This is a genomic window from Streptomyces sp. NPDC097595 (assembly GCF_044761525.1).
Taxonomy (GTDB): Bacteria; Actinomycetota; Actinomycetes; order Streptomycetales; family Streptomycetaceae; genus Streptomyces; species Streptomyces drozdowiczii_A.
In genome coordinates, this window is record NZ_JBIWCN010000002.1 from 189,503 (window position 1) to 210,445 (window position 20,943).

The window sequence follows — 20,943 nt, forward strand, 5'->3', positions numbered from 1 at the left end:
CGCCAGGAGGATCCAGGAAGCTTCCTGAACCACCCGGTATGGGGGCGAGTGCCCCGTGCGGGGCGGTGGAAACCGCCCCGCCGGTGGCCTCGCGGGTCAGCTCGGCGGCGCGTCCTTGCGCAGCCGGAACCAGTAGAAGCCGTGTCCCGCGAGAGTCAGCAGGTAGGGCCACTGACCGATGGCGGGGAAGCGCACCCCGCCGATCAGCTCCACCGGATGACGCCCGTTGAAGGACCTGAGGTCGAGCTCCGTCGGCTGTGCGAACCGGGAGAAGTTGTGGACGCACAGCACGAGGTCGTCCCCGTGCTCACGGGTGAAGGCGAGCACGGCCGGGTTCGACGACGGCAGTTCGTTGTAGGTGCCGAGGCCGAACGCGGGGTTCTGCTTGCGGATCTCGATCATCCGCCGCGTCCAGTGCAGCAGCGAGGACGGGGAGGCCATCGACGCCTCGACGTTGGTGACCTGGTAGCCGTAGACCGGGTCCATGATCGTGGGGAGGTAGAGCCGCCCCGGATCGCTGGAGGAGAAGCCCGCGTTGCGGTCGGGCGTCCACTGCATCGGGGTGCGTACGGCGTCCCGGTCGCCCAGCCAGATGTTGTCGCCCATCCCGATCTCGTCCCCGTAGTAGAGGATCGGGGAGCCCGGCAGCGAGAGCAGCAGGGCGGTGAACAGCTCGATCTGGTTGCGGTCGTTGTCCAGCAGCGGTGCCAGCCGGCGGCGGATGCCGATGTTGGCCCGCATCCTCGGGTCCTTGGCGTACTCCGCGTACATGTAGTCGCGTTCTTCGTCCGTCACCATTTCGAGCGTCAGCTCGTCGTGGTTGCGCAGGAAGATGCCCCACTGGCAGTTGTCCGGGATCGCCGGGGTCTTCGCCAGGATTTCGGAGACCGGGTAGCGGCTCTCGCGCCGTACGGCCATGAAGATGCGCGGCATCACGGGGAAGTGGAACGCCATGTGGCACTCGTCCCCGCCCGAGCCGTAGTCCCCGAAGTAGTCCACCACGTCCTCGGGCCACTGGTTGGCCTCGGCGAGCAGGACGGTGTCCGGGTAGTTGGCGTCGATCTCCTTGCGGACCCGCTTGAGGAAGTTGTGGGTCTCCGGCAGGTTCTCGCAGTTGGTGCCCTCGCGCTGGTAGAGGTACGGCACCGCGTCGACCCGGAAGCCGTCGATGCCCAGGTCCAGCCAGAAGCGGAGGGCGGAGATGATCTCCTCCTGCACCGCCGGGTTCTCGTAGTTGAGATCGGGCTGGTGCGAGAAGAACCGGTGCCAGTAGTACTGCTTGCGCACCGGGTCGAAGGTCCAGTTGGACGACTCGGTGTCCACGAAGATGATCCGGGCGTCCGGGAACTGCTTGTCGTCATCGGCCCAGACGTAGTAGTCGCCGTAGGGCCCGTCGGGGTCGGTCCGGGACTGCTGGAACCACTCGTGCTGGTCGCTCGTGTGGTTCATGACGAAGTCGATGATCACGCGCATGCCGCGCTGGTGGGCGGCGTCGACGAACTCCACGAAGTCGGCGAGGTCGCCGAACTCCGGCAGCACGGCGGTGTAGTCGGATACGTCGTAACCGCCGTCGCGCAGCGGGGACTTGAAGAACGGCGGCAGCCAGAGGCAGTCGACCCCCAGCCACTGGAGGTAGTCGAGCTTGGCGGTGAGCCCCTTCAGGTCTCCGATGCCGTCGCCGTTGGAGTCCTGGAAGGACCGGACGAGCACCTCGTAGAAGACGGCACGCTTGAACCAGTCGGGATCGCGGTCCTTGGCCGGGGTGTCCTCGAACGTGTCGTGGACGGGCTCATTGACGATCATGGTGTGGGTGACCCTCCGGTCGGCGGGGACGGTCGCAGGACGGCGATGTGCGCGGGCGTGACGCCCGGCTCTAGGCGCACGTAGAACGTCCTGCCCCAGTGATAGGAAGTGCCGGTGAGCTCGTCGCGCACCGGCACGCTCTCGTGCCGGTCGAGGCCGAGTTGCGGCATGTCCAACGAGACGGTCGCCTCCTGGGTGTGGTGCGGGTCGAGGTTGACGACCACCAGAAGGATGTTCGAACCGGAACGCTTGCTGTACGCGATCACCGCGTCGTTGTCCGATGCGTGGAAGTGCACGTCACGCAGCTGCTGCAGGGCCGGGTGGCGGCGCCTGATCCGGTTGAGCGAGGTGATGAGCGGGGCGAGCGAACGGCCCTCGCGCTCTGCGGCTTCCCAGTCCCTGGGCCGGATCTCGTACTTCTCCGAGTCGAGGTACTCCTCACTGCCGTGGTGGATCGGGGAGTTCTCGCACAGCTCGAACCCCGCGTACACCCCCCAGGAGGGGGAAAGGGTCGCCGCGAGCACCGCCCTGGCCTCGAACGCGGGCCTGCCGCCTTCCTGAAGGTATCCCGGAAGGATGTCGGGCGTGTTCACGAAGAAATTCGGCCGCATGAACGCGGCGGTCTCACCGGACAGTTCGGTCACGTAATCCGTGAGTTCCTGACGCGTGTTCCGCCAGGTGAAATACGTGTACGACTGCTGGAACCCGATGGCGCCCAGGGTGCGCATCATCGCCGGCCGGGTGAATGCCTCGGCCAGGAAGATCACATCGGGATCGGTGCGGTTGATCTCCGCGATGACCTTCTCCCAGAAGATCACCGGTTTGGTGTGCGGATTGTCGACACGGAAGATCCGTACGCCCCGGTCCATCCAGAACCGCAGGATGCGCACGCTCTCCGCGACGATGCCCGGAAGATCCTTGTCGAAGGCGATCGGATAGATGTCCTGGTATTTCTTCGGCGGATTCTCCGCGTACGCGATCGAGCCGTCGGCCCGGTGCTGGAACCACTCGGGGTGCTTCTCCACCCACGGATGGTCCGGCGAGCACTGGAGGGCGAAATCCAGGGCCACCTCGAGGCGCAGGGTGCGGGCCGTCTCCACGAAATGGGCGAAGTCCTCCAGCGTGCCCAGATCCGGGTGGACCGCGTCGTGCCCGCCCTCCGCCGAACCGATCGCCCAGGGCACCCCCACGTCGTGCGGGGCGGGGGTCAGCGAGTTGTTCGGGCCCTTGCGGTGCGTCGTGCCGATGGGGTGGATCGGCGGCAGGTAGACCACGTCGAAGCCCATCGCGGCGACCGCCGGAAGCCGCTCGGCCGCCGTCCGGAAGGTACCGCTGACCAGCCGGGCCGGCTGCGCCTCGGCGGCCTTGGCGCCCCGCCCCTTGCGCGGCTTCGGGGTCTCGTACCTGGCCCCTTCGGAGCGCGGGAACAGCTCGTACCAGGAGCCGTACAGGGCGCGCCGGCGTTCGACCACCAGCGGGTGCGGGCGCGACGCGGTGACCAGTTCGCGCAGCGGGTGGCGGTCCAGCGCCTCCCGGGCCTCCGGCGCCAGGGCCGCCGCGAGGCGCGCCTCGGCCGGCCGGGACTCGTCGCGCAGCGCGTCCACCGCCGCCAGTACCGCCTCGCGGCCGTCGCGCTTCGGGACGCCCTCGGCGGCGCGCTCGTACAGCTCGGCGCCCTCGGCGAGGACCAGTGCGGTGTCGATGCCCGCCGGGATCTTGATCCCCGCCGCGTGGCGCCAGGTCGCGACCGGGTCGCTCCACGCCTCGACCGTATACGTCCAGCGGCCCTCCGAGTCCGGGGTGACCTCGGCGCCCCAGCGGTCGGTGCCCGGCGCCAGCTCGCGCATCGGGGTCCAGGGGCCCGGGCGCCCGCTCGGGCTGCGCAGCACCACATTGGCGGCCACCGCGTCATGGCCTTCCCGGAAGACGGTCGCGGTGACCTGGAAGGTCTCACCGGCAACGGCCTTGGCTGGCCTTCTGCCGCAGTCGACGAGCGGATGGACGTCGAGAACGGGAATGCGACCGATCATGGAATCACCTGGGGGCTGGAGCTCGGACTCGGCGGAGTGGGCAGCGTGCGCCGAAGGCTGAACGCGCGCGCCGCGAGGGTGGGGATGCGTCCTTTCTAGCCGCTCCGTGGATGACTGGTGGGGTGTGGGCATGGCCGCTCCTGTGCGCGTTCACTCGAATGGCAGTCCAAACAGGTCGTATACGAACCGGGGGACCGATCACCGTTGGCCGGGGAATGAAATGACACGCGTGCCGGAGAAGCCTTTCCCCGCAACGTGGTGGGCCAATCCGGTGATATGTCATCTGCTCGGGCGTACGGGGGACGTGGGAATGGGCGCCACCCGGCAGCTTTCCCTGTGCCGCGAAGGGCCACAAGACCGAGTGAGGAGAAGGAATCGGCCATAACGCCTGTGACGTACGGGTCCGGTGAAGCCTTCCGGGACGGTGGAGGCGTACGGGAAAGCCGTGCGCCGTGTCGGGCGCGCCGGGTACACGGCTACCGTCGAGGGTGACGGAGCGGCGCACATGGAGGTGCGTCCCGCTCGGATTCGTACGTCCCCTGTAAAGGTGGAATGCGTGAAGGCCATTCGTCGATTCACCGTGCGTCCCGTCCTTCCGGACTCCCTCCAACCCCTCAGCGACCTGGCGCGGAACCTGCGCTGGTCCTGGCACACCGAGACCCGCGAGCTCTTCCGGGCCGTCGACCCGGCGGCCGGCTCCGACGCGGAGTGCGACCCCGTACGCCTGCTCGGCTCCGTGTCCGCCGGGCGGCTCACCGAGCTGGCCCGGGACGAAGCGTTCCTGCGCCGGCTCGCCGAGGCGTCCGCCGACCTCCGCGCGTACCTCCAGGACCCCCGCTGGTACCAGGAGCAGCGGCGGCAGTACGACGCGCTCCCCGCAGCCATCGCCTACTTCTCACCCGAATTCGGGGTGACCGCCGCCCTGCCGCAGTACTCCGGCGGGCTCGGCATCCTCGCCGGGGACCACCTCAAGGCCGCCAGCGACCTGGGCGTGCCCCTCATCGGCGTCGGGCTGCTCTACCGCCACGGCTACTTCCGGCAGAGCCTGTCCCGGGACGGCTGGCAGCAGGAGCACTACCCCGTCCTCGACCCGAACGAGCTGCCGCTCACCCTGATCCGCGAGGCCGACGGCACCCCCGCCCAGGTCGTCCTGGACCTGCCCGGCGGCCGGTCCCTGCACGCCCAGATCTGGCAGGCCCACGTCGGCCGGATCCCGCTGCTCATGCTCGACTCCGACGTCGAGGAGAACGCCCCCGGCGAGCGCGAGGTCACCGACCGGCTGTACGGCGGCGGCAGCGAGCACCGGCTGCTCCAGGAGATGCTGCTGGGCATCGGCGGCGTCCGCGCCGTGCGCGCGTACTGCCGGCTCACCGGCCACGCCGCCCCCGAGGTCTTCCACACCAACGAGGGCCACGCCGGCTTCCTCGGCCTGGAGCGCATCCGCGAACTCGCCACGACCGGCCTGGACTTCGACGCCTCGGTGGAGTCCGTCCGGGCCGGTACCGTCTTCACCACCCACACCCCGGTCCCGGCCGGAATCGACCGTTTCGACCGCGAACTTGTCGCCCGCCACTTCGGCGAGGACGGCGAACTGCCCGGCGTCCCCGCCGAACGCGTCCTGGAACTCGGCACCGAGACCTACCCCGGCGGCGACCCGGGCGTCTTCAACATGGCGGTGATGGGCCTGCGGCTCGCCCAGCGCGCCAACGGCGTCTCCACGCTGCACGGCGCGGTCAGCCGGGAGATGTTCGCCGGGCTCTGGCCGGGCTTCGACGCCCCCGAGGTGCCGATCACCTCCGTCACCAACGGCGTCCACGCACCGACCTGGGTCGCCCCCGAGGTCCTGCGGCTGCGCGCCGAGTCGGGGGGCACCCCGGGCCGCTGGGACTCCGTCGCGGACATCCCGGCCCGCCGGCTCTGGGACCTGCGCCGCACCCTGCGCGAACAGCTGGTGGCCGAGGTCCGGCAGCGGCTGCACGCCTCCTGGCGCCACCGGGGCGCCCAGCCCGCCGAACTCGGCTGGATCGACGGGGTGCTCGACCCGGACGTCCTCACCATCGGCTTCGCCCGCCGCGTCCCCTCGTACAAGCGGCTGACGCTGATGCTGCGCGACCGGGACCGGCTGCGGGCGCTGCTGCTGCACCCGGAGCGGCCGGTCCAGATCGTCGTCGCGGGCAAGGCGCATCCGGCCGACGACGGCGGGAAGCGGCTGGTCCAGGAGCTGGTGAGGTTCGCCGACGACGCCCGGGTCCGGCACCGCATCGTCTTCCTGCCCGACTACGGGATGGCGATGGCCCAGAAGCTCTACCCGGGCTGCGACGTCTGGCTGAACAACCCGCTGCGCCCGCTGGAGGCGTGCGGTACGAGCGGGATGAAGGCGGCGCTCAACGGCTGTCTCAACCTGTCCGTCCTTGACGGCTGGTGGGACGAGTGGTTCGAGCCGGACTTCGGCTGGGCGATCCCGACGGCCGAGGGCAGCGCGCTGGACGAGGACCGGCGCGACGATCTGGAGGCCAATGCCCTGTACGAGCTGATCGAGGACCGGGTCGCCCCGCACTTCTACGAGCGCGGGGCCGAGGGGCTGCCCGGCCGCTGGATCGAGATGGTCCGGCGCACGATGGGCACCCTGGGGCCCAAGGTGCTGGCCGACCGGATGGTCGCGGAGTACGTGGAGCGGCTGTACGCCCCCGCCGCGCTCGCCCAGCGCTCGCTGGACGTGCCCCGGGCCCGGGAGCTGGCGGCCTGGAAGGGGAAGGTCCGGGCCGCCTGGCCGAGGGTGGCCGTCGACCATGTGGAGGCGGTGACCCCGACCGCGTCCGGTACGACGGCGGAGCTGGGGTCCACGCTGGCGCTGCGGGTCCGGGTCTCGCTGGGCGCGCTGGCGCCGGACGACGTGGAGGTGCAGGCGGTGGCCGGCCGGGTGGACTCGTCCGACGCGATCTCCGAGGCCCAGGTCTTCCCGCTGAAGCCGGCGGGCGGTCAGGACCTGGAGGGCCACTGGCTGTACGAGGGCCCGCTCGCCCTGGACCGCACGGGGCCGTACGGCTACACGGTGCGCGTGCTGCCCGCCCACCGGCTGCTGGCCAGCGGTGCCGAACTCGGCCTGGTCGCGCAGCCGAACGGGGCCACGGGTGACGGCGGCGGCGTGCTGCTGCGCTGAGGCGGTGAGGCCCCAGGGCCCGGCGTCCGGAAGCGTCCTTCCCGGGTGCCGGGCCCTTCGCTTTCTGAAGACAAACGCTTGACGTGTTCATGAAATGCCTTTACGTTCCTCACTCATCGCAGCGTTCACAACCCGGCCCGTCGTTCACATATGAGAACTTCTGGGCCTCCCCGAACCGGAAGGCACCCCCACATGCGCACCGGAACCATCGCGCGCGGCCGCGGCCTCGCCGCCGCTCTCGCGGCCCTCACCTCCGGCCTCTTCACGGCCCCCGCGTCGGCCGGCCCCACCTCCACCCCGGCCCCGGCCCGGGCCGCCGCCCCCGCCGCCTTCACCCACCCCGGCGTACTCGTCAGCCGCCCCCAGCTCGACTTCGTACGCTCCAAGGTCCAGGCGGGCGCCCAGCCCTGGAAGAGCGCCTACGACCAGATGATGGGCAGCGCGTACGCCTCGCTCGGCCGGACCGCCAAGCCCCGCGCGGTCGTCGAGTGCGGCTCGTACTCCAACCCCAACTACGGCTGCACCGACGAGCGCGAGGACGCCATCGCCGCGTACACCCTCTCGCTGGCCTGGTACATCACCCAGGACAGCCGTTACGCGCGGAAGGCGATCGAGATCATGGACGCCTGGTCGGCCGTGATCCGGGACCACACCAACAGCAACGCCCCGCTCCAGACCGGCTGGGCGGGCTCCTCCTGGCCGCGGGCCGCCGAGATCATCAAGTACACGTACAGCTCCTGGCCGAACTCCGGCCGCTTCGCCACCATGCTGCGCGACGTCTATCTGCCGAAGGTCATCAACGGCTCGAACAGCAACGGCAACTGGGAGCTGTCCATGACCGAGGCCGCGATCGGCATCGCGGTCTTCCTGGAGGACCGGACCTCGTACGACAAGGCGGTCGCGAAGTTCCGCGGCCGGGTGCCCGCGTACATCTATGTGAGCGCGGACGGCGCGCTGCCGAAGGCCGCGCCCGGCAGTGGGCTGGACACCAAGGACAAGATCGTCAAGTACTGGCAGGGGCAGTCCACGTTCATGGACGGGCTCTCCCAGGAGACCTGCCGCGACCTCACCCACACCGGATACGGCCTCTCGGCCATCTCGCACATCGCCGAGACCAGCCGGATCCAGGGCCAGGACCTCTACCCGGAGATCGCCGAGCGGCTGCGCCACGCGCTCGGGCTGCACGCCAAGTACCAGGTGGGCAACCCGGTCCCGGGCAATCTGTGCGGCGGAAGCCTGAAGGACAGCCTCGGGCCGGTCACCGAGGTCGGGTTCAACGCGCTGCACAACCGGATGGGCATCGCGATGACCAACACCCAGACCCTCACCGAGCGGCAGCGGCCCGCCGGGTCCAACAACCTGTTCGTCGCCTGGGAGACCCTGACCCACGCGAACAACCCGAACTGAGCGCACACGAAGGCCGCCCGGGAGAGGAGGTCCTCTTCCGGGCGGCCGCGTCGTGTCCGGTCAGAAGGTCAGCTTGAAGCTGTTGATCTTCCCGGTGTCCCCGCTGTAGACGTCCTGGACCTTCAGCTTCCAGGTGCCGTTGGCGGTCTCGGACGAGGCGTTGACCGTGTAGGTGGTGTTGACGTTGTCCGCCGAGTCGCTGGAGGACGAGTTCTTCAGGCGGTACGTGCTGCCGTCCGGCGCGACGAGGTCGACGACCAGGTCACCGCGGTAGGTGTGGGTGATGTTCACACCGACCTTGAGGGCGCTCGGAGCGTTGCCGGAGCGGCCGGTGACGGTGACCGAGCTGGTCACGGCGGAACCGGCGTCCGGGATGGACACGGCGGTGGTGTTCTCGAAGACGGTGCCGGTGCCGGGGTCGGTGCCGCCGGAGCGCGCACCGACGTTGATCCCGGCCCAGGCGTCCTGCACGGCCTTGTACTCGGCGCTGGTCGCGCCGTACAGCTCACTGGCCACCGCGAGCGTGCCGGTACGGGCGCCCGCGTAGTTGGTGGTCGAGGTGAACTTCGTGCTGAGCGCCTTGAACCAGATCTGCTCGGCCTTCGCGCGGCCGATGCCGGTCACCGGCAGGCCGTCGGAGGTCGGGGAGTTGTAGTTGACGCCGTTGATGGTCTTCGCGCCGCTGCCCTCGGACAGCAGGTAGAAGAAGTGGTTGGCCGGACCCGACGAGTAGTGCACGTCGAGGTTGCCGAGACCCGAGTACCAGGCGTCCTTGGACGCCCCGTCCTTGCTCGGCTTGTCCTGGTAGCGCAGCGGCGTGCCGTCGCCGTTGATGTCGATCTTCTCGCCGATCAGGTAGTCACCCTTGTCGGTGGCGTTGTTGGCGTAGAACTCGACGGCGGTGCCGAAGATGTCGCTGGTCGCCTCGTTGAGGCCGCCGGACTCCCCGCTGTAGTTGAGGCCGGCCGTGTTCGAGGTGACGCCGTGGCTCATCTCGTGGGCCGCCACGTCCAGCGCGGTCAGCGGGTGCGCGTTGCCGCTGCCGTCGCCGTACGTCATGCAGAAGCAGCTGTCGTCCCAGAACGCGTTCACGTAGTTGTTGCCGTAGTGGACGCGGGAGTAGGCACCGACGCCGTCGCCCTTGATGCCGTTGCGGCCGTGGACGTTCTTGTAGTAGTCCCAGGTCTCGGCCGCGCCGTAATGGGCGTCCGCCGCCGCGGTCTCCGTGCTGGTGCCGTTGCCGTCTCCCCAGACGTCGTCGGCGCCGGAGAAGAGGGTGCCCTTGCCGGACGTGCCGTGGTTCAGGTTGTACGTCTTGTGGCCGCCGCGCGCGGTGTCGGTCAGGTTGTACGAGCCGGAGGACCCGGAGGTCCCCAGGGTGACCTGGCCGCTGTACTCGGTGTTGCCGACGCCGTTCTCGATGGCCTGCCACTCGTAGAGCTTGGCCCCGCTGGAGGCGTCGGTGATCACGTGCAGCGCGTTCGGGGTGCCGTCCTCCTGGAGGCCGCCGACCACGGTCTCGTACGCCAGCTGCGGCGTCCCGGAGGCCATCCAGACGACCTTGCGGGGCGCCTTGTCGGCCTCGGCCTTGTCCGAACCGGCCGCCTTCGCCGCGCCGAGCGCCTGCTTGGACGCCGCCGCCGGGGTGATGTCCGCGACGGTGTCGACGGCCTTCAGCTGGGAGGTGGTGGCGCGGGACGCCTTGACGACGCTCTGGGTCGCGCCGGCCTTGGACTCCTGGACGACCAGGTCGCCGCCGAGGACCGGGAGGCCGTCGAAGGTGCGCTCGTAACGGGTGTGCGTGGTGCCGTCGTTGTCCTGGACGACGTCCTTGACGATGAGCTTCTCCTGGGCCCCGAGGCCGAGCTTCTTCGCCGTGGCCGCCCGGCTCGCGGTGGCCTCACGGATCAGCTCGGCGCGCTGCGAGGGCGAGAGCTGCTTGGTGAGGGCGCCGGGGTTCGCCTTGGAGGCGGAGGCGGTCCTGGTGGTGCCGTTGTCCGGGGCGGCGGAGGCCGATCCGGTCTGGGCGCTTACGGCGAGGAGGGCTGCTGCGGCTATGAGAGCGCCGGTCGCGGTGGCACGACGGCTGTGCGTGGATCTCACGCGGACTCCTTCTGCGAGGGGGGTACCGGCGGCTGGGTGAGCCGTCCGGGCAGAGCAAGCAGAGCGCGGAACGGGGTGAAGAGTGTCAGGAGTCGGCCATCTCTGTCAGGACCGCGTCAACAACTTGGCCGGAATTCGTTCGTTGCCGGAAGATGCGTGTTCGTTAAGCGGACGTTTCGCGGATCGTCACGCGGGGGTGCCGAGGGGGGCCCGGAGGGCTCGTGCGGCCTGAAAGCGCAGGGCGCGTCGGGGTTGCGGGCGTACGAGCGGAGTGCGACGCGAATGTGAACAAGCGGAAAGTTCCCACCTGTCGAGACGGTGTGAAGGCGTGGCCGGATCCGGCTGGCCGCCTCCGTGACAAAAGGGGCGGCCGGCCGGGGCGGCGCGCGGTCGTCAGGCCAGGCTCTCCCGCCAGGCGCGGTGCAGGCCGGCGAAGCGGCCGGTGCCCGCGATGAGTTCGGCCGGGGTGCCGTCCTCCACGACGCGGCCCCGCTCCATCACGAGCACCCGGTCCGCGACCTCCACGGTCGAGAGCCGGTGCGCGATGACCACCGCGGTGCGGCCGTGCAGCACCGTGTCCATCGCCTGCTGCACCGCGCGCTCACCGGGGATGTCCAGCGAACTGGTCGCCTCGTCGAGGATCAGCACCGCCGGGTCCGCCAGCAGCGCCCGGGCGAACGCCACCAACTGGCGCTGGCCCGCCGAGATCCGGCCGCCCCGCTTGCGTACATCGGTGTCGTAGCCGTCGGGCAGCCCGGTGATGAAGTCATGGGCGCCGATCGCCTTCGCGGCCCGCTCGATCTCCTCCCGGCCCGCCTCCGGGCGGCCGATCGCGATGTTCTCCGCGACCGTCCCGGAGAACAGGAACGCCTCCTGGGTCACCATCACGACCCCGCGCCGCAGCTCGGGCGTGGCCAGGTCGCGCAGGTCGGTGCCGTCCAGCAGGACCCGGCCCGCGCTCGGGTCGTAGAACCGGGCCAGCAGCTTGGCGAGGGTCGACTTGCCGGCCCCCGTGGAGCCGACCACGGCCACCGTCTGCCCCGCCGGGATCGTCAGGTCGAACGGGGGCAGCACCTCGCCGCCCGTCCGGTATCCGAAGCTCACCCCGTCGAAGACCACCTCGCGGCCCGGCTGGTCCCCGGTCCTGGCCGGCAGCTCCACGGGTTCCAGCGCCTCCGGGACGGTCGGCGCCTGGGCCAGCAGCCCGGCGATCTTCGCCAGCGAGGCCGCCGCGGACTCGAAGGAGTTGAGGAACATGCTGAGCCGGTCGATCGGGTCGTAGAGCCGCCGCAGATAGAGCACCACCGCGGCCAGCACCCCCAGCGCGAGACCGCCGTCCGCGACCCGGTAGGCGCCCCACAGCACGATTCCGGCCACCGCCGTGTTGGCGACGAGCCGCGAGCCGACCACGTAACGCGCGTTCTCCAGCATCGCGTCGCCGTTGGCGGCCCGGTGACGCGTGTTCAGCTCCAGGAACGCCGCGTCGTTCACCGGCTCGCGGCGGAAAGCCTGGACGGGCCGGATGCCGTTCATGGTCTCCGCGAACTTCACGATGACCGAGGCGATCGCCGTGGAACGGCCCGCGAAGATCACCGAGGAGCGCTTCCGGTAGAGCCGCACCAGCAGATAGAGCGGCAGGAAGGACGCCACCGCCGCCGCGCCCGTGGCCAGGTCCAGCCAGAGCAGCACCACGGCGATGGACGCGAACGACAGGACGATGTGGATCAGCTCCTGGAGCCCCTCGTCCAGCAGCTCCCGCAGCGACTCCAGGTCGGTCGTGGACCGCGAGATCAGCCGGCCCGAGGTGTACCGCTCGTGGAAGTCCACGCTCAGCGCCTGCGCATGGCGGAAGATCCGGCCGCGCAGATCGAGCAGGACGTCCTGGCTGACCCGTGCGGACAGCTGGATGAACGCGTACTGGAGGGCGCCCGCGACCACCGAGCAGAGCGCGTAGCCCAGCGCCACGGCGATCAGCGGCCCGTAGTCGTCCTCGCGGAAGGCGGGCACCCCGCTGTCGATGGCGTACGCCACCAGCAGCGGCCCGGCCTGCACCGCCGCCTGCTGCAACAGGATGGCCAGCGCGGACGCCGCCACCCGGCCCCGCATCGGCCGCAGCAGCGAGGCGAGCAGCTGCCCGGTGGCGCCGCGCGGGGTCGGCAGGTCGTCGCGGTCGAAGGGGTCCCCGGGTGCCGCCTGCTGCTCCTCCGGGCTGCCGGGGCCTGCGGGCTCGGCGGGCTCTGCGGGCCGTCCGGTCGTCGTGCTGGTCATCGAGTGCTCTCCTCGGCAGGGGCCTTCGCGCCCAGGGGTTCGGTGTCGGGTAGTGCCTCCGTGCCGGCCTCCGGTACGGGCTCGGCCTGCGCGCCGCCCGACGGCCCCGCCTCGCCCGACGGCCCCGGGCCGTCCCCCGCGCCCGACATCAGCCAGGCGTACTCCGCGTTGGTGCGCAGGAGTTCCTGATGGGTGCCGACCGCGGTGATCCGGCCCCCGGACAGCAGCGCCACCCGGTCCGCGAGCATCACGGTCGACGGCCGGTGCGCGACCACCACCGCCGTGGTCTCCGCCAGGACCTGCCGGAGCGCCGCCTCGACCAGGGCCTCCGTGTGCACGTCGAGCGCGGAGAGCGGGTCGTCGAGGACCAGGAAGCGCGGCCGGCCCACCACCGCGCGGGCCAGGGCGAGGCGCTGGCGCTGGCCGCCGGACAGGCTCAGGCCCTGCTCGCCGACCTCCGTGCCGATGCCGTGCGGCAGCTCGTGGACGAAACCGGCCTGGGCGACCGAGAGCGCCCGCAGCAACTCCTCCTCGCCGGCCCCTTCGGCGCCCATCAGCACGTTCTCGCCGACGCTCGCCGAGAAGAGGGTCGGCTCCTCGAACGCCACCGACACCAGCTCCCGCAGCCGGGCGCGCGGCATGTCGGTGATGTCCTCGCCGTCCAGGGTGATCCGCCCGGCCGTCGCCTCGTACAGCCGGGGCACCAGCGAGGTGAGCGTGGTCTTGCCGGACCCGGTCGCGCCGACCAGGGCCATGGTCTCGCCCGGCCGGATGTGCAGGTCGACGCGGTCCAGCACGGGCGCCGAGCCCTCCTCCGCGTCGGGATAGCGGAATGCGACGCCCTCGAAGACCATCCCGCCCGCCCCGGGGTCCACGGGCGCGGCCGCCCGGCCGGTGTCCTCCTCCTCGGCGGCGTCCATCACCTCGAAGTACCGCTCGGTCGCCGTCGACGCCTCCTGGCTCATCGCCAGCAGGAAGCCGATCGACTCGACGGGCCAGCGCAGCGCGAGGGCCGTGGACAGGAAGGCGACCAGGGTGCCCGCCGACAGACCGCCGTCGGCGACCTCGATCGTGCCGAACACCAGGGCGGCCCCGATGGCGACCTCGGGCAGCGTGGTGATGAGGGCCCAGATCCACGCGAGCAGCCGGGCCTTGCCCAGCTCCGTGGTGCGCAGCTTCCCGGCGAGCGCCCGGAAGGCGTCGGACTGGCTGCGGTGGCGGCCGAAGCCCTTGATGATGCGGATGCCGAGGACGCTCTCCTCGACCACCGTGGTCAGGTCGCCGACCTGGTCCTGGGCGCGGCGCGCGACCTTGGCGTACTTCGTCTCGAAGGCCGAGCAGATGATGACGAGCGGGATGACGGGCGCGAGCAGCACCAGGCCGAGCGTCCACTCCTGGAACAGCAGGACCACGAAGCCGACGAGGATCGTGGTCGCGTTGACCAGCAGGAAGGTCAGCGGGAAGGCCAGGAACATCCGGACCATCATCAGGTCGGTCGTCCCGCGCGACAGCAACTGCCCCGAGGGCCACCGGTCGTGGAAGGCCACGGGCAGCCGCTGGAGGTGCCGGTAGAGGTCCGCCCGCATCGACGCCTCGACGCCGGCCAGCGGACGCGCCACCATCCACCGCCGCACCCCGAACAGCACCGCCTCGGCGATGCCCAGGAGCAGCAGGAACAGCGCGCCGAGCCAGACCCCGCCCGGGTCCGAGTCCGCGACCGGGCCGTCCACGATCCACTTCAGGACGAGCGGGATCACCAGGCCCAGACAGGAGGCGACGACCGCCACCAGGGCGGCCCCGAAGAGCCGTGCCCGTACCGGCTTCACGTACGGCCAGAGCCGCAGCAGCGCACGTACGGCCGACCGGTCCTTGGGTTCTACATGTTCCTGGTGCATCAGGGAGGAGCCTACGGTCCGTCCGGATATCGGTCCTGCGGTTTTATCCCGCCACCGGGCGCACCGGGACCCCATCCCTAGGGGTCGTACGGGCCATCAACCGATCGGCCGATGCCGGTTCGAGCGCGATGGCCGATACCGGGGCGGGCCCGTCGCGCCGATGCTCGGTGCCATGGCAATCATCGAAGCGAACGGGGTGCGCAAGTCCTACGCCGGCCGCCCCGTGGTCGACGGCGTCACCTTCGCCGTCGACGAGGGGGAGATCTTCGGGATTCTCGGCCCCAACGGCGCGGGCAAGACCACCACCGTCGAGTGCGTCGCGGGCCTGCGGGTCCCCGACGCGGGCACCGTCCGGGTCGCCGGGCTCGACCCGGTCGCCGACCGCGACCGGGTGACCGGGCTGCTCGGCACCCAGCTCCAGGAGAGCGAACTCCAGACCAAGATCACCGTACGCGAGGCGCTCGACCTGTACAGCGCCTTCTACCCCCGGCCCGCCGACTGGCGCCCGCTCGCCGAACGGCTCGGCCTGGACGCCAAGCTGGACACCCGTTTCCACAAGCTCTCCGGCGGCCAGAAGCAACGGCTGTCCATCGCGCTCGCCCTCGTCGGCCGGCCCCGCGTGGTCATCCTGGACGAGCTGACCACCGGCCTGGACCCGAGGGCCCGGCGCGACACCTGGCAGCTGATCGAGGACATCCGCGACGGCGGGGTCACCGTCGTGCTCGTCACCCACTTCATGGAGGAGGCCCAGCGCCTCTGCGACCGCATCGCCGTCATCGACCGGGGCCGCGTCGTCGCGCTCGACACCTCCGCCGGCCTCGTCGCCGGCGCCGACGGCTCGACCGTCATCTCCTTCACGCCCTCCGAGCCGCTGCCCGAAGCCGAACTCGCGGGCCTGCCCGGCGCGGTGTCGTACGAGACCGAGGGCGGCCGGGTCGTCATCAACGGCACCGACGAGACCGTCAACGCCGTGATCTCGCTGCTCGCCCGGCTCCGCGTCACCGCCCACCGCCTGCGCGTCTCCGAGGCCACCCTGGACGACGCCTTCCTCGACCTCACCGGCCCCGCCGACGGGCCCGGCCGCACAGAACGGGCAGCCTGAGATGGCCACAGCGCACACCGCACCCACCGCCCCCGCCGCCGCGCCCCGCACCGCCGTGCCCGGCGCGACGCTCGCCGTCCTCAAGGCGGAGACCCGGCTCTTCCTGCGCGAACCGGGCAGCCTGTTCTGGATCGTGGTCTTCCCGACCGTGCTCCTGACGATCCTCGGCCTCGTCCCCTCCTTCCGGGCGCACGACGACGGACTCGGCGGCCGCCGAGTCATCGACCTGTACGTGCCCGTCGCGGTGCTTCTCGCCCTGATCATGTCCGGGCTCCAGGCGATGCCGCCCGTCCTCACCGGCTACCGCGAACGCGGCATCCTGCGCCGGATGTCCACCACACCGGTGAGGCCTTCCGCGCTGCTCGGCGCGCAGATCGCCCTGCACGGCGCGGCCGCGCTCCTCTCCGCCCTGCTGGTCGTCGCCGTGGGCCGGATCGCCTACGGAGTGCGGCTGCCGGACCAGCCGTTCGGCTATCTGCTGGCGCTGCTGCTCGCGGTCGCCTGCGTCCTCGCCATCGGCTCGCTGATCTGCGCGCTCTCGCGTACGACGAAGATCGCCGCCGCCGCGGGCTCGCTGGTCTACTTCTCCATGATGTTCACGGCGGGCGTCTGGGTCCCCGTCCAGACCATGCCCGACGCACTCCGCCGCATCGTCCAGGCCACCCCCTTCGGCGCCGCCTCCCAGGCCCTGGCCCAGGCCGCCCGGGGCGACTGGCCGTCCTGGGCCTACCTCGGCGCGGTCGCCGCCTGGGCCCTCGCCGCCGGGTGGACCGCGATCCGCACGTTCAGGTGGCAGTAGCGGGGGCCGGGGGAGACTGCTCCGTATGAGCGCACACGTCACGACGGCCGAGCAGTGGTGGGGCCGGTTCTTCCGGTACGGCCCGTACGGGCTGCTCGGCCTGGCCGCCGTCGTCTCGGCGGTCACCCGGAACCTCGTCATGTCCCCGGCCGACGAACGCGCCGTCGCCGTACTCCTGCCGGCGGCGCTCGGCCTCCAGCTGTGGTGGTCCCGGAGCGCGCCCACCGCCGGACCTGCGGCGGGCGTCTGCTACTTCACCGCCCGCACCCTGCTGACCCTCGCGCTCACCTGGTGCAACCCGTTCTTCTCCATCTACGCGGTGCTCGGCTACTTCGACGCCGGACGGGTCCTCCCGCCACGCGGCGTCCGGCCCGGGCTGCTCGCGGTCGCCGTCATCATGGCGGGCGCCCAGAGCGGCAGCACCCTGCCGCCCGCCACCCTGATGAACTGGATCGTCTTCGGCATCGTCCTCGCCGTGCACGTCACCCTCACCATGGTCTTCGCCCAGATCGGGGAGCGGGAGGCCGAGCAGGACCGGGCCCGCACCGAGACCATCACCGCCCTGGAGACCGCCAACGCCCGCCTGGAACAGGCCCTCGCGGAGAACGCCGGGCTGCACGCGCAACTCCTCGTGCAGGCCCGCGAGGCCGGGGTGGCCGACGAGCGGAGCCGGCTGGCCGCCGAGATCCACGACACCATCGCGCAGGGCCTCACCGGCATCATCGCCCAGCTCCAGGCCGCCACCTCCACCGCCGACACCGCCCCGGACCTCGCCCGCGACCACCTCGTACGGGCCGCAGCGCTCGCCCGGCACAGCCTCGGCGAGGCCCGCCGCTCGGTGCACAACCTGCTGCCGGCCGCCCTCGAACACGACGACCTGCCCGGCGCGCTCAGGAAGACCGTCGCCACCTGGTCCCAGCGCACCGGGGTGCGCGCCGAGTTCACCGTCACCGGGAGCGTCGTGCCCCTGCACGACGAGGTCGGCGCCACCCTGCTCCGCATAGCCGAGGAGGCCCTCGCGAACGCAGGCCGGCACGCCGAGGCGTCCCGGGCCGGGGTCACCCTGTCGTACATGGGCGACGAGATCACGCTCGACGTCCGCGACGACGGCCGCGGCTTCGACCCGGCCGCGCTGCCCCCGTACCGGGGCGCGGGAGGGTTCGGCCTCGGCGGCATGCGCTCGCGCGCCGAACGCATCGCGGGCACCGTCGAGGTGGAGACCGGACCGGGCCTGGGCACGGCCGTCAGCGCCCGCGTCCCACTGGTGCCGCTCTCCTGAACCCGTCCCGTACGGTGTCCGTCATGGACCGGGAACCCGCGCGCGTCATCACCCTGATCGTCGTCGACGACCACCCCGTCGTACGGGACGGGCTGCGCGGGATGTTCGCCTCCGCACCGGAGTTCCGGGTGCTCGGCGAGGCGGCCGACGGGGTCGAGGGCGTCGAGATGGCCTTCCGGCTCGACCCCGACGTGGTGCTCATGGACCTGCGCATGCCGGGCGGCGGCGGGGTCGCCGCGATCACCGAGCTGACCCGGCGCGGCGCCCGCTCCAAGGTCCTCGTCCTCACCACGTACGACACCGACTCCGACACCCTCCCCGCGATCGAGGCGGGCGCGACCGGCTACCTCCTCAAGGACGCGCCCCGCGAGGAGCTGTTCACCGCCGTCCGGGCCGCCGCCGAGGGCCGGACCGTGCTCTCCCCGGCCGTCGCGTCCCGGCTCGTCTCGGCGGTCCGCGCCCCGGCCGCCCCCGGCAACGAGACGCTGTCCGCCCGCGAGCGCGAGGTGCTGAGGCTCGTCGCCCGGGGCACCTCCAACCGGGAGATCGCCGCCGAGCTGTTCATCAGCGAGGCCACCGTGAAGACCCACCTCACCCACCTCTTCGCCAAGCTGGGCGCCAAGGACCGCGCCGCCGCCGTGGCGACGGGCTACGACCGCGGCATCCTCGGCTGAGGGCCCGGCCCCTCACTCCCGCACGCGCAGCAGCAGCACCGACCGCTCCGGCACCGTCAGCCGCTCGCCGCCCCGGTGCACCGTGCCCGGGGGGTCGGCCTGGCCCTCGCGCGAGGTGTCCAGGACCAGTTCGTACGCCTGGGCCCACGGCGGACCCGGCAGCAGGAAGTCCGCCGGTTCGTGGCCCGCGTGCAGCACGGCCAGGAAGCTGTCGTCGGTCACCTGCTCCCCGCGCGCGTCCCGCCCCGGGATGTCCCGGCCGGAGAGGTAGAGCCCGACCGTCGCGGCCGGCGCGTACCAGTCGGACTCGGTCATCTCCGCGCCCGCGCTGGTGAACCACGCCAGGTCCCGCAGCCCGTCCGGGGCCTGCGGCCGCCCGGAGAAGAACGCCCGGCGGCGCAGCACCGGATGGCGGTGGCGCAGCGCGAGCACCCGCGCGGTCAGCGCGGCCAGCTCCCGCCACTCCGGCTGGTCGAGCAGCGACCAGTCCACCCAGCCGATCTCGTTGTCCTGGCAGTACGCGTTGTTGTTGCCGCCCTGCGTACGCCCCATCTCGTCGCCCGCGACCAGCATCGGCACCCCGGTCGACAGGAGCAGCGTGGTCAGCAGGTTGCGCAGCTGGCGGCGGCGCAGCGCGTTGACGTCCGCGTCCTCCGTCTCGCCCTCGGCCCCGCAGTTCCACGCCCGGTTGTCCGAGGTGCCGTCCCGGTTCTCCTCGCCGTTGGCCTCGTTGTGCTTCTCCTGGTAGCTCACCAGGTCGCGCAGGGTGAACCCGTCGTGCGCGGTGACGAAGTTGACCGAGGCGTACGGGCGGCGCCCGCCCCACGCGTACAGATCGCTCGACCCGGTCAGCCGGTAGCCGAGGTCCCGTACGTCCGGCAGCGCGCCGCGCCAGAAGTCCCGTACGGCGTCCCGGTAGTGGTCGTTCCACTCCGTCCACAGCGGCGGGAACGCACCCACCTGGTAGCCCCCGTTGCCCACGTCCCACGGCTCGGCGATGAGCTTGACCCGGCGCAGCACCGGGTCCTGGGCGATCACCGCGAGGAACGGCGAGAGCATGTCCACGTCGTGCATGGAGCGGGCGAGCGCCGCCGCCAGGTCGAAGCGGAAGCCGTCCACGCCCATCTCGGTCACCCAGTACCGCAGCGAGTCCGTGATGAGCCGCAGCACGTTCGGCTGGACGACGTGCAGGGTGTTGCCGCAGCCGGTGTAGTCCGCGTACCGGCGGGCGTCGGCCTGGAGGCGGTAGTAGCCCCGGTTGTCGATGCCGCGCAGCGACAGCATCGGGCCCAGCTCGCCCGCCTCCGCGGTGTGGTTGTAGACGACGTCGAGGATGACCTCGATGCCCGCGTCGTGCAGCGCGCGCACCATCCGCTTGAACTCGCCGACCTGGCCGCCCGTCGTGCCGCTCGCCGAATAGCCGGCGTGCGGGGCGAAGTAGCCGATGGAGTTGTAGCCCCAGTAGTTGCGCAGGCCGCGCCGCAGCAGATGGTCCTCGTGCGCGAACTGGTGCACCGGCAGCAGCTCCACCGCCGTCACCCCGAGGTCCTTCAGATGCCCGATCGCCGCCGGGTGGGCGAGCCCGGCGTAGGTGCCGCGCAGCTCCTCCGGGATGCCGGGGTGCCGCCTGGTGAACCCCTTCACGTGCAGCTCGTAGATGACGGAGTCCGCCCACGGCGTCTTGGGCCTGCGGTCGTCGGCCCAGTCGTCGTCGTCGTGGACGACGACCCCCTTCGGTACGTACGGGGCGGAGTCCCGTTCGTCCCGCACGGTGTCCGCGGACCGCTGGTCGGGCCAGTCCCTCACATGGCCGTACACCTCGGCCGGAAGGGTGAATTCGCCGTCCACGGCCCGGGCGTACGGATCGAGCAGTAGCTTCGCCGGGTTCCACCGGGCGCCCGTCCACGGGTCCCACCGGCCGTGCACCCGGTATCCGTACCGCCGGCCCGGCCGCACCCCGGGCACGAAGCCGTGCCAGACCTCGTGGGTGAGCTCGGTCAGGGGGAGGCGGGTCTCCGTGCCGTCCTCGTCGAAGAGGCACAGCTCGACGGCCTCCGCGCCGCCCGCCCAGAGCGCGAAATTGGTGCCCGCGACCCCGTCGGGGCCGGTCCTGAAGCGGGCACCGAGCGGCATCGGCGCCCCCGGCCACACCGCGGGCGGGCGCGGTCCGGGCGCGACGGCGGCGACCGCCTCCACCACGGCCCCGGCGGTCCCGGCCGCCGTCCCCGCGTCCGTCTTCCGTACTGCTTCCTGCTCGGCTGCGCTCGACACCTGCTCGCCTCCCGCGGCTCGTGGGACCGGCACCGGAAGGGGGTGTGCGGCGTCCCGGCCGCGGCTCCCCGAGTGCGGCCGTCCCCTCTGTTCTGCCCACCGGGCGGCCCGCACTCACGTTTCCCCCGAGCGGCCCCCGTCGTTGGGGGGAC

General features: G+C 71.6%; 12 protein-coding genes. 6 read left to right on the forward strand and 6 right to left on the reverse strand.

Annotated elements, in window-relative coordinates; genetic code table 11:
- Positions 1-96: 96 nt before the first annotated feature.
- On the reverse strand, positions 97-1,803 hold the full coding sequence (gene treS / locus ACIQZN_RS03520; protein WP_018102566.1) for a maltose alpha-D-glucosyltransferase: 1,707 nt from the start codon (positions 1,801-1,803) through the stop codon (positions 97-99).
- Positions 1,800-3,833 (reverse strand): maltotransferase domain-containing protein, encoded by a 2,034-nt coding sequence (locus tag ACIQZN_RS03525; RefSeq protein WP_403987862.1) that lies wholly within the window; start codon positions 3,831-3,833, stop codon positions 1,800-1,802. Before ACIQZN_RS03525 ends, treS begins: the two co-directional genes overlap by 4 nt.
- Before the next feature lie 556 nt (positions 3,834-4,389).
- Between ACIQZN_RS03525 and glgP the strand changes: the two genes are divergently transcribed.
- Together glgP and ACIQZN_RS03535 are read left to right on the forward strand one after the other, a co-directional pair.
- Positions 4,390-6,993, forward strand: a complete 2,604-nt coding sequence (glgP, locus tag ACIQZN_RS03530; RefSeq protein ID WP_403987865.1) for an alpha-glucan family phosphorylase — start codon at positions 4,390-4,392, stop codon at positions 6,991-6,993.
- A 192-nt stretch (positions 6,994-7,185) separates the two neighbouring features.
- Entirely contained in the window at positions 7,186-8,400 is a 1,215-nt protein-coding gene (locus tag ACIQZN_RS03535; protein ID WP_403987867.1) for an alginate lyase family protein, read from the forward strand.
- Between the two features lie 60 nt (positions 8,401-8,460).
- Here the strand turns inward: ACIQZN_RS03535 and ACIQZN_RS03540 are convergent, their stop codons facing one another.
- The 3 genes from ACIQZN_RS03540 to ACIQZN_RS03550 all read right to left on the reverse strand — a co-directional run bounded on the left by ACIQZN_RS03540 (position 8,461) and on the right by ACIQZN_RS03550 (position 14,666).
- Positions 8,461-10,503 (reverse strand): M4 family metallopeptidase, encoded by a 2,043-nt coding sequence (locus ACIQZN_RS03540; protein WP_403987870.1) that lies wholly within the window; start codon positions 10,501-10,503, stop codon positions 8,461-8,463.
- A 393-nt stretch (positions 10,504-10,896) separates the two neighbouring features.
- Positions 10,897-12,771, reverse strand: coding sequence for an ABC transporter ATP-binding protein (locus tag ACIQZN_RS03545; protein WP_403987873.1), 1,875 nt, complete (start codon positions 12,769-12,771; stop codon positions 10,897-10,899).
- Complete coding sequence (locus tag ACIQZN_RS03550) at positions 12,768-14,666, reverse strand: ABC transporter ATP-binding protein (RefSeq protein WP_403987876.1); 1,899 nt, start codon at positions 14,664-14,666, stop codon at positions 12,768-12,770. The genes ACIQZN_RS03545 and ACIQZN_RS03550 overlap by 4 nt, the downstream gene beginning before the upstream one ends.
- A gap of 172 nt (positions 14,667-14,838) precedes the next feature.
- On the opposite strand from ACIQZN_RS03550, the gene ACIQZN_RS03555 reads away from it, so the two are divergent.
- The 4 genes from ACIQZN_RS03555 to ACIQZN_RS03570 are packed head-to-tail and all read left to right on the forward strand — an operon-like array spanning position 14,839 to position 18,520.
- Entirely contained in the window at positions 14,839-15,768 is a 930-nt protein-coding gene (locus ACIQZN_RS03555; RefSeq protein WP_403987880.1) for an ATP-binding cassette domain-containing protein, read from the forward strand.
- 1 nt (position 15,769) lies between these two features.
- A complete protein-coding gene (locus ACIQZN_RS03560) occupies positions 15,770-16,567 on the forward strand; it encodes an ABC transporter permease (protein WP_403987883.1) in 798 nt (265 codons plus the stop codon).
- Positions 16,568-16,592: 25 nt separating this feature from the next.
- Positions 16,593-17,846, forward strand: coding sequence for a sensor histidine kinase (locus tag ACIQZN_RS03565; protein ID WP_403987886.1), 1,254 nt, complete (start codon positions 16,593-16,595; stop codon positions 17,844-17,846).
- Positions 17,847-17,869: 23 nt separating this feature from the next.
- A complete protein-coding gene (locus ACIQZN_RS03570; protein ID WP_403987889.1) occupies positions 17,870-18,520 on the forward strand; it encodes a response regulator in 651 nt (216 codons plus the stop codon).
- A 12-nt stretch (positions 18,521-18,532) separates the two neighbouring features.
- Here ACIQZN_RS03570 and glgX read toward each other — a convergent pair whose 3' ends face one another.
- On the reverse strand, positions 18,533-20,791 hold the full coding sequence (glgX, locus tag ACIQZN_RS03575) for a glycogen debranching protein GlgX (protein ID WP_403987892.1): 2,259 nt from the start codon (positions 20,789-20,791) through the stop codon (positions 18,533-18,535).
- Positions 20,792-20,943 lie beyond the last annotated feature (152 nt).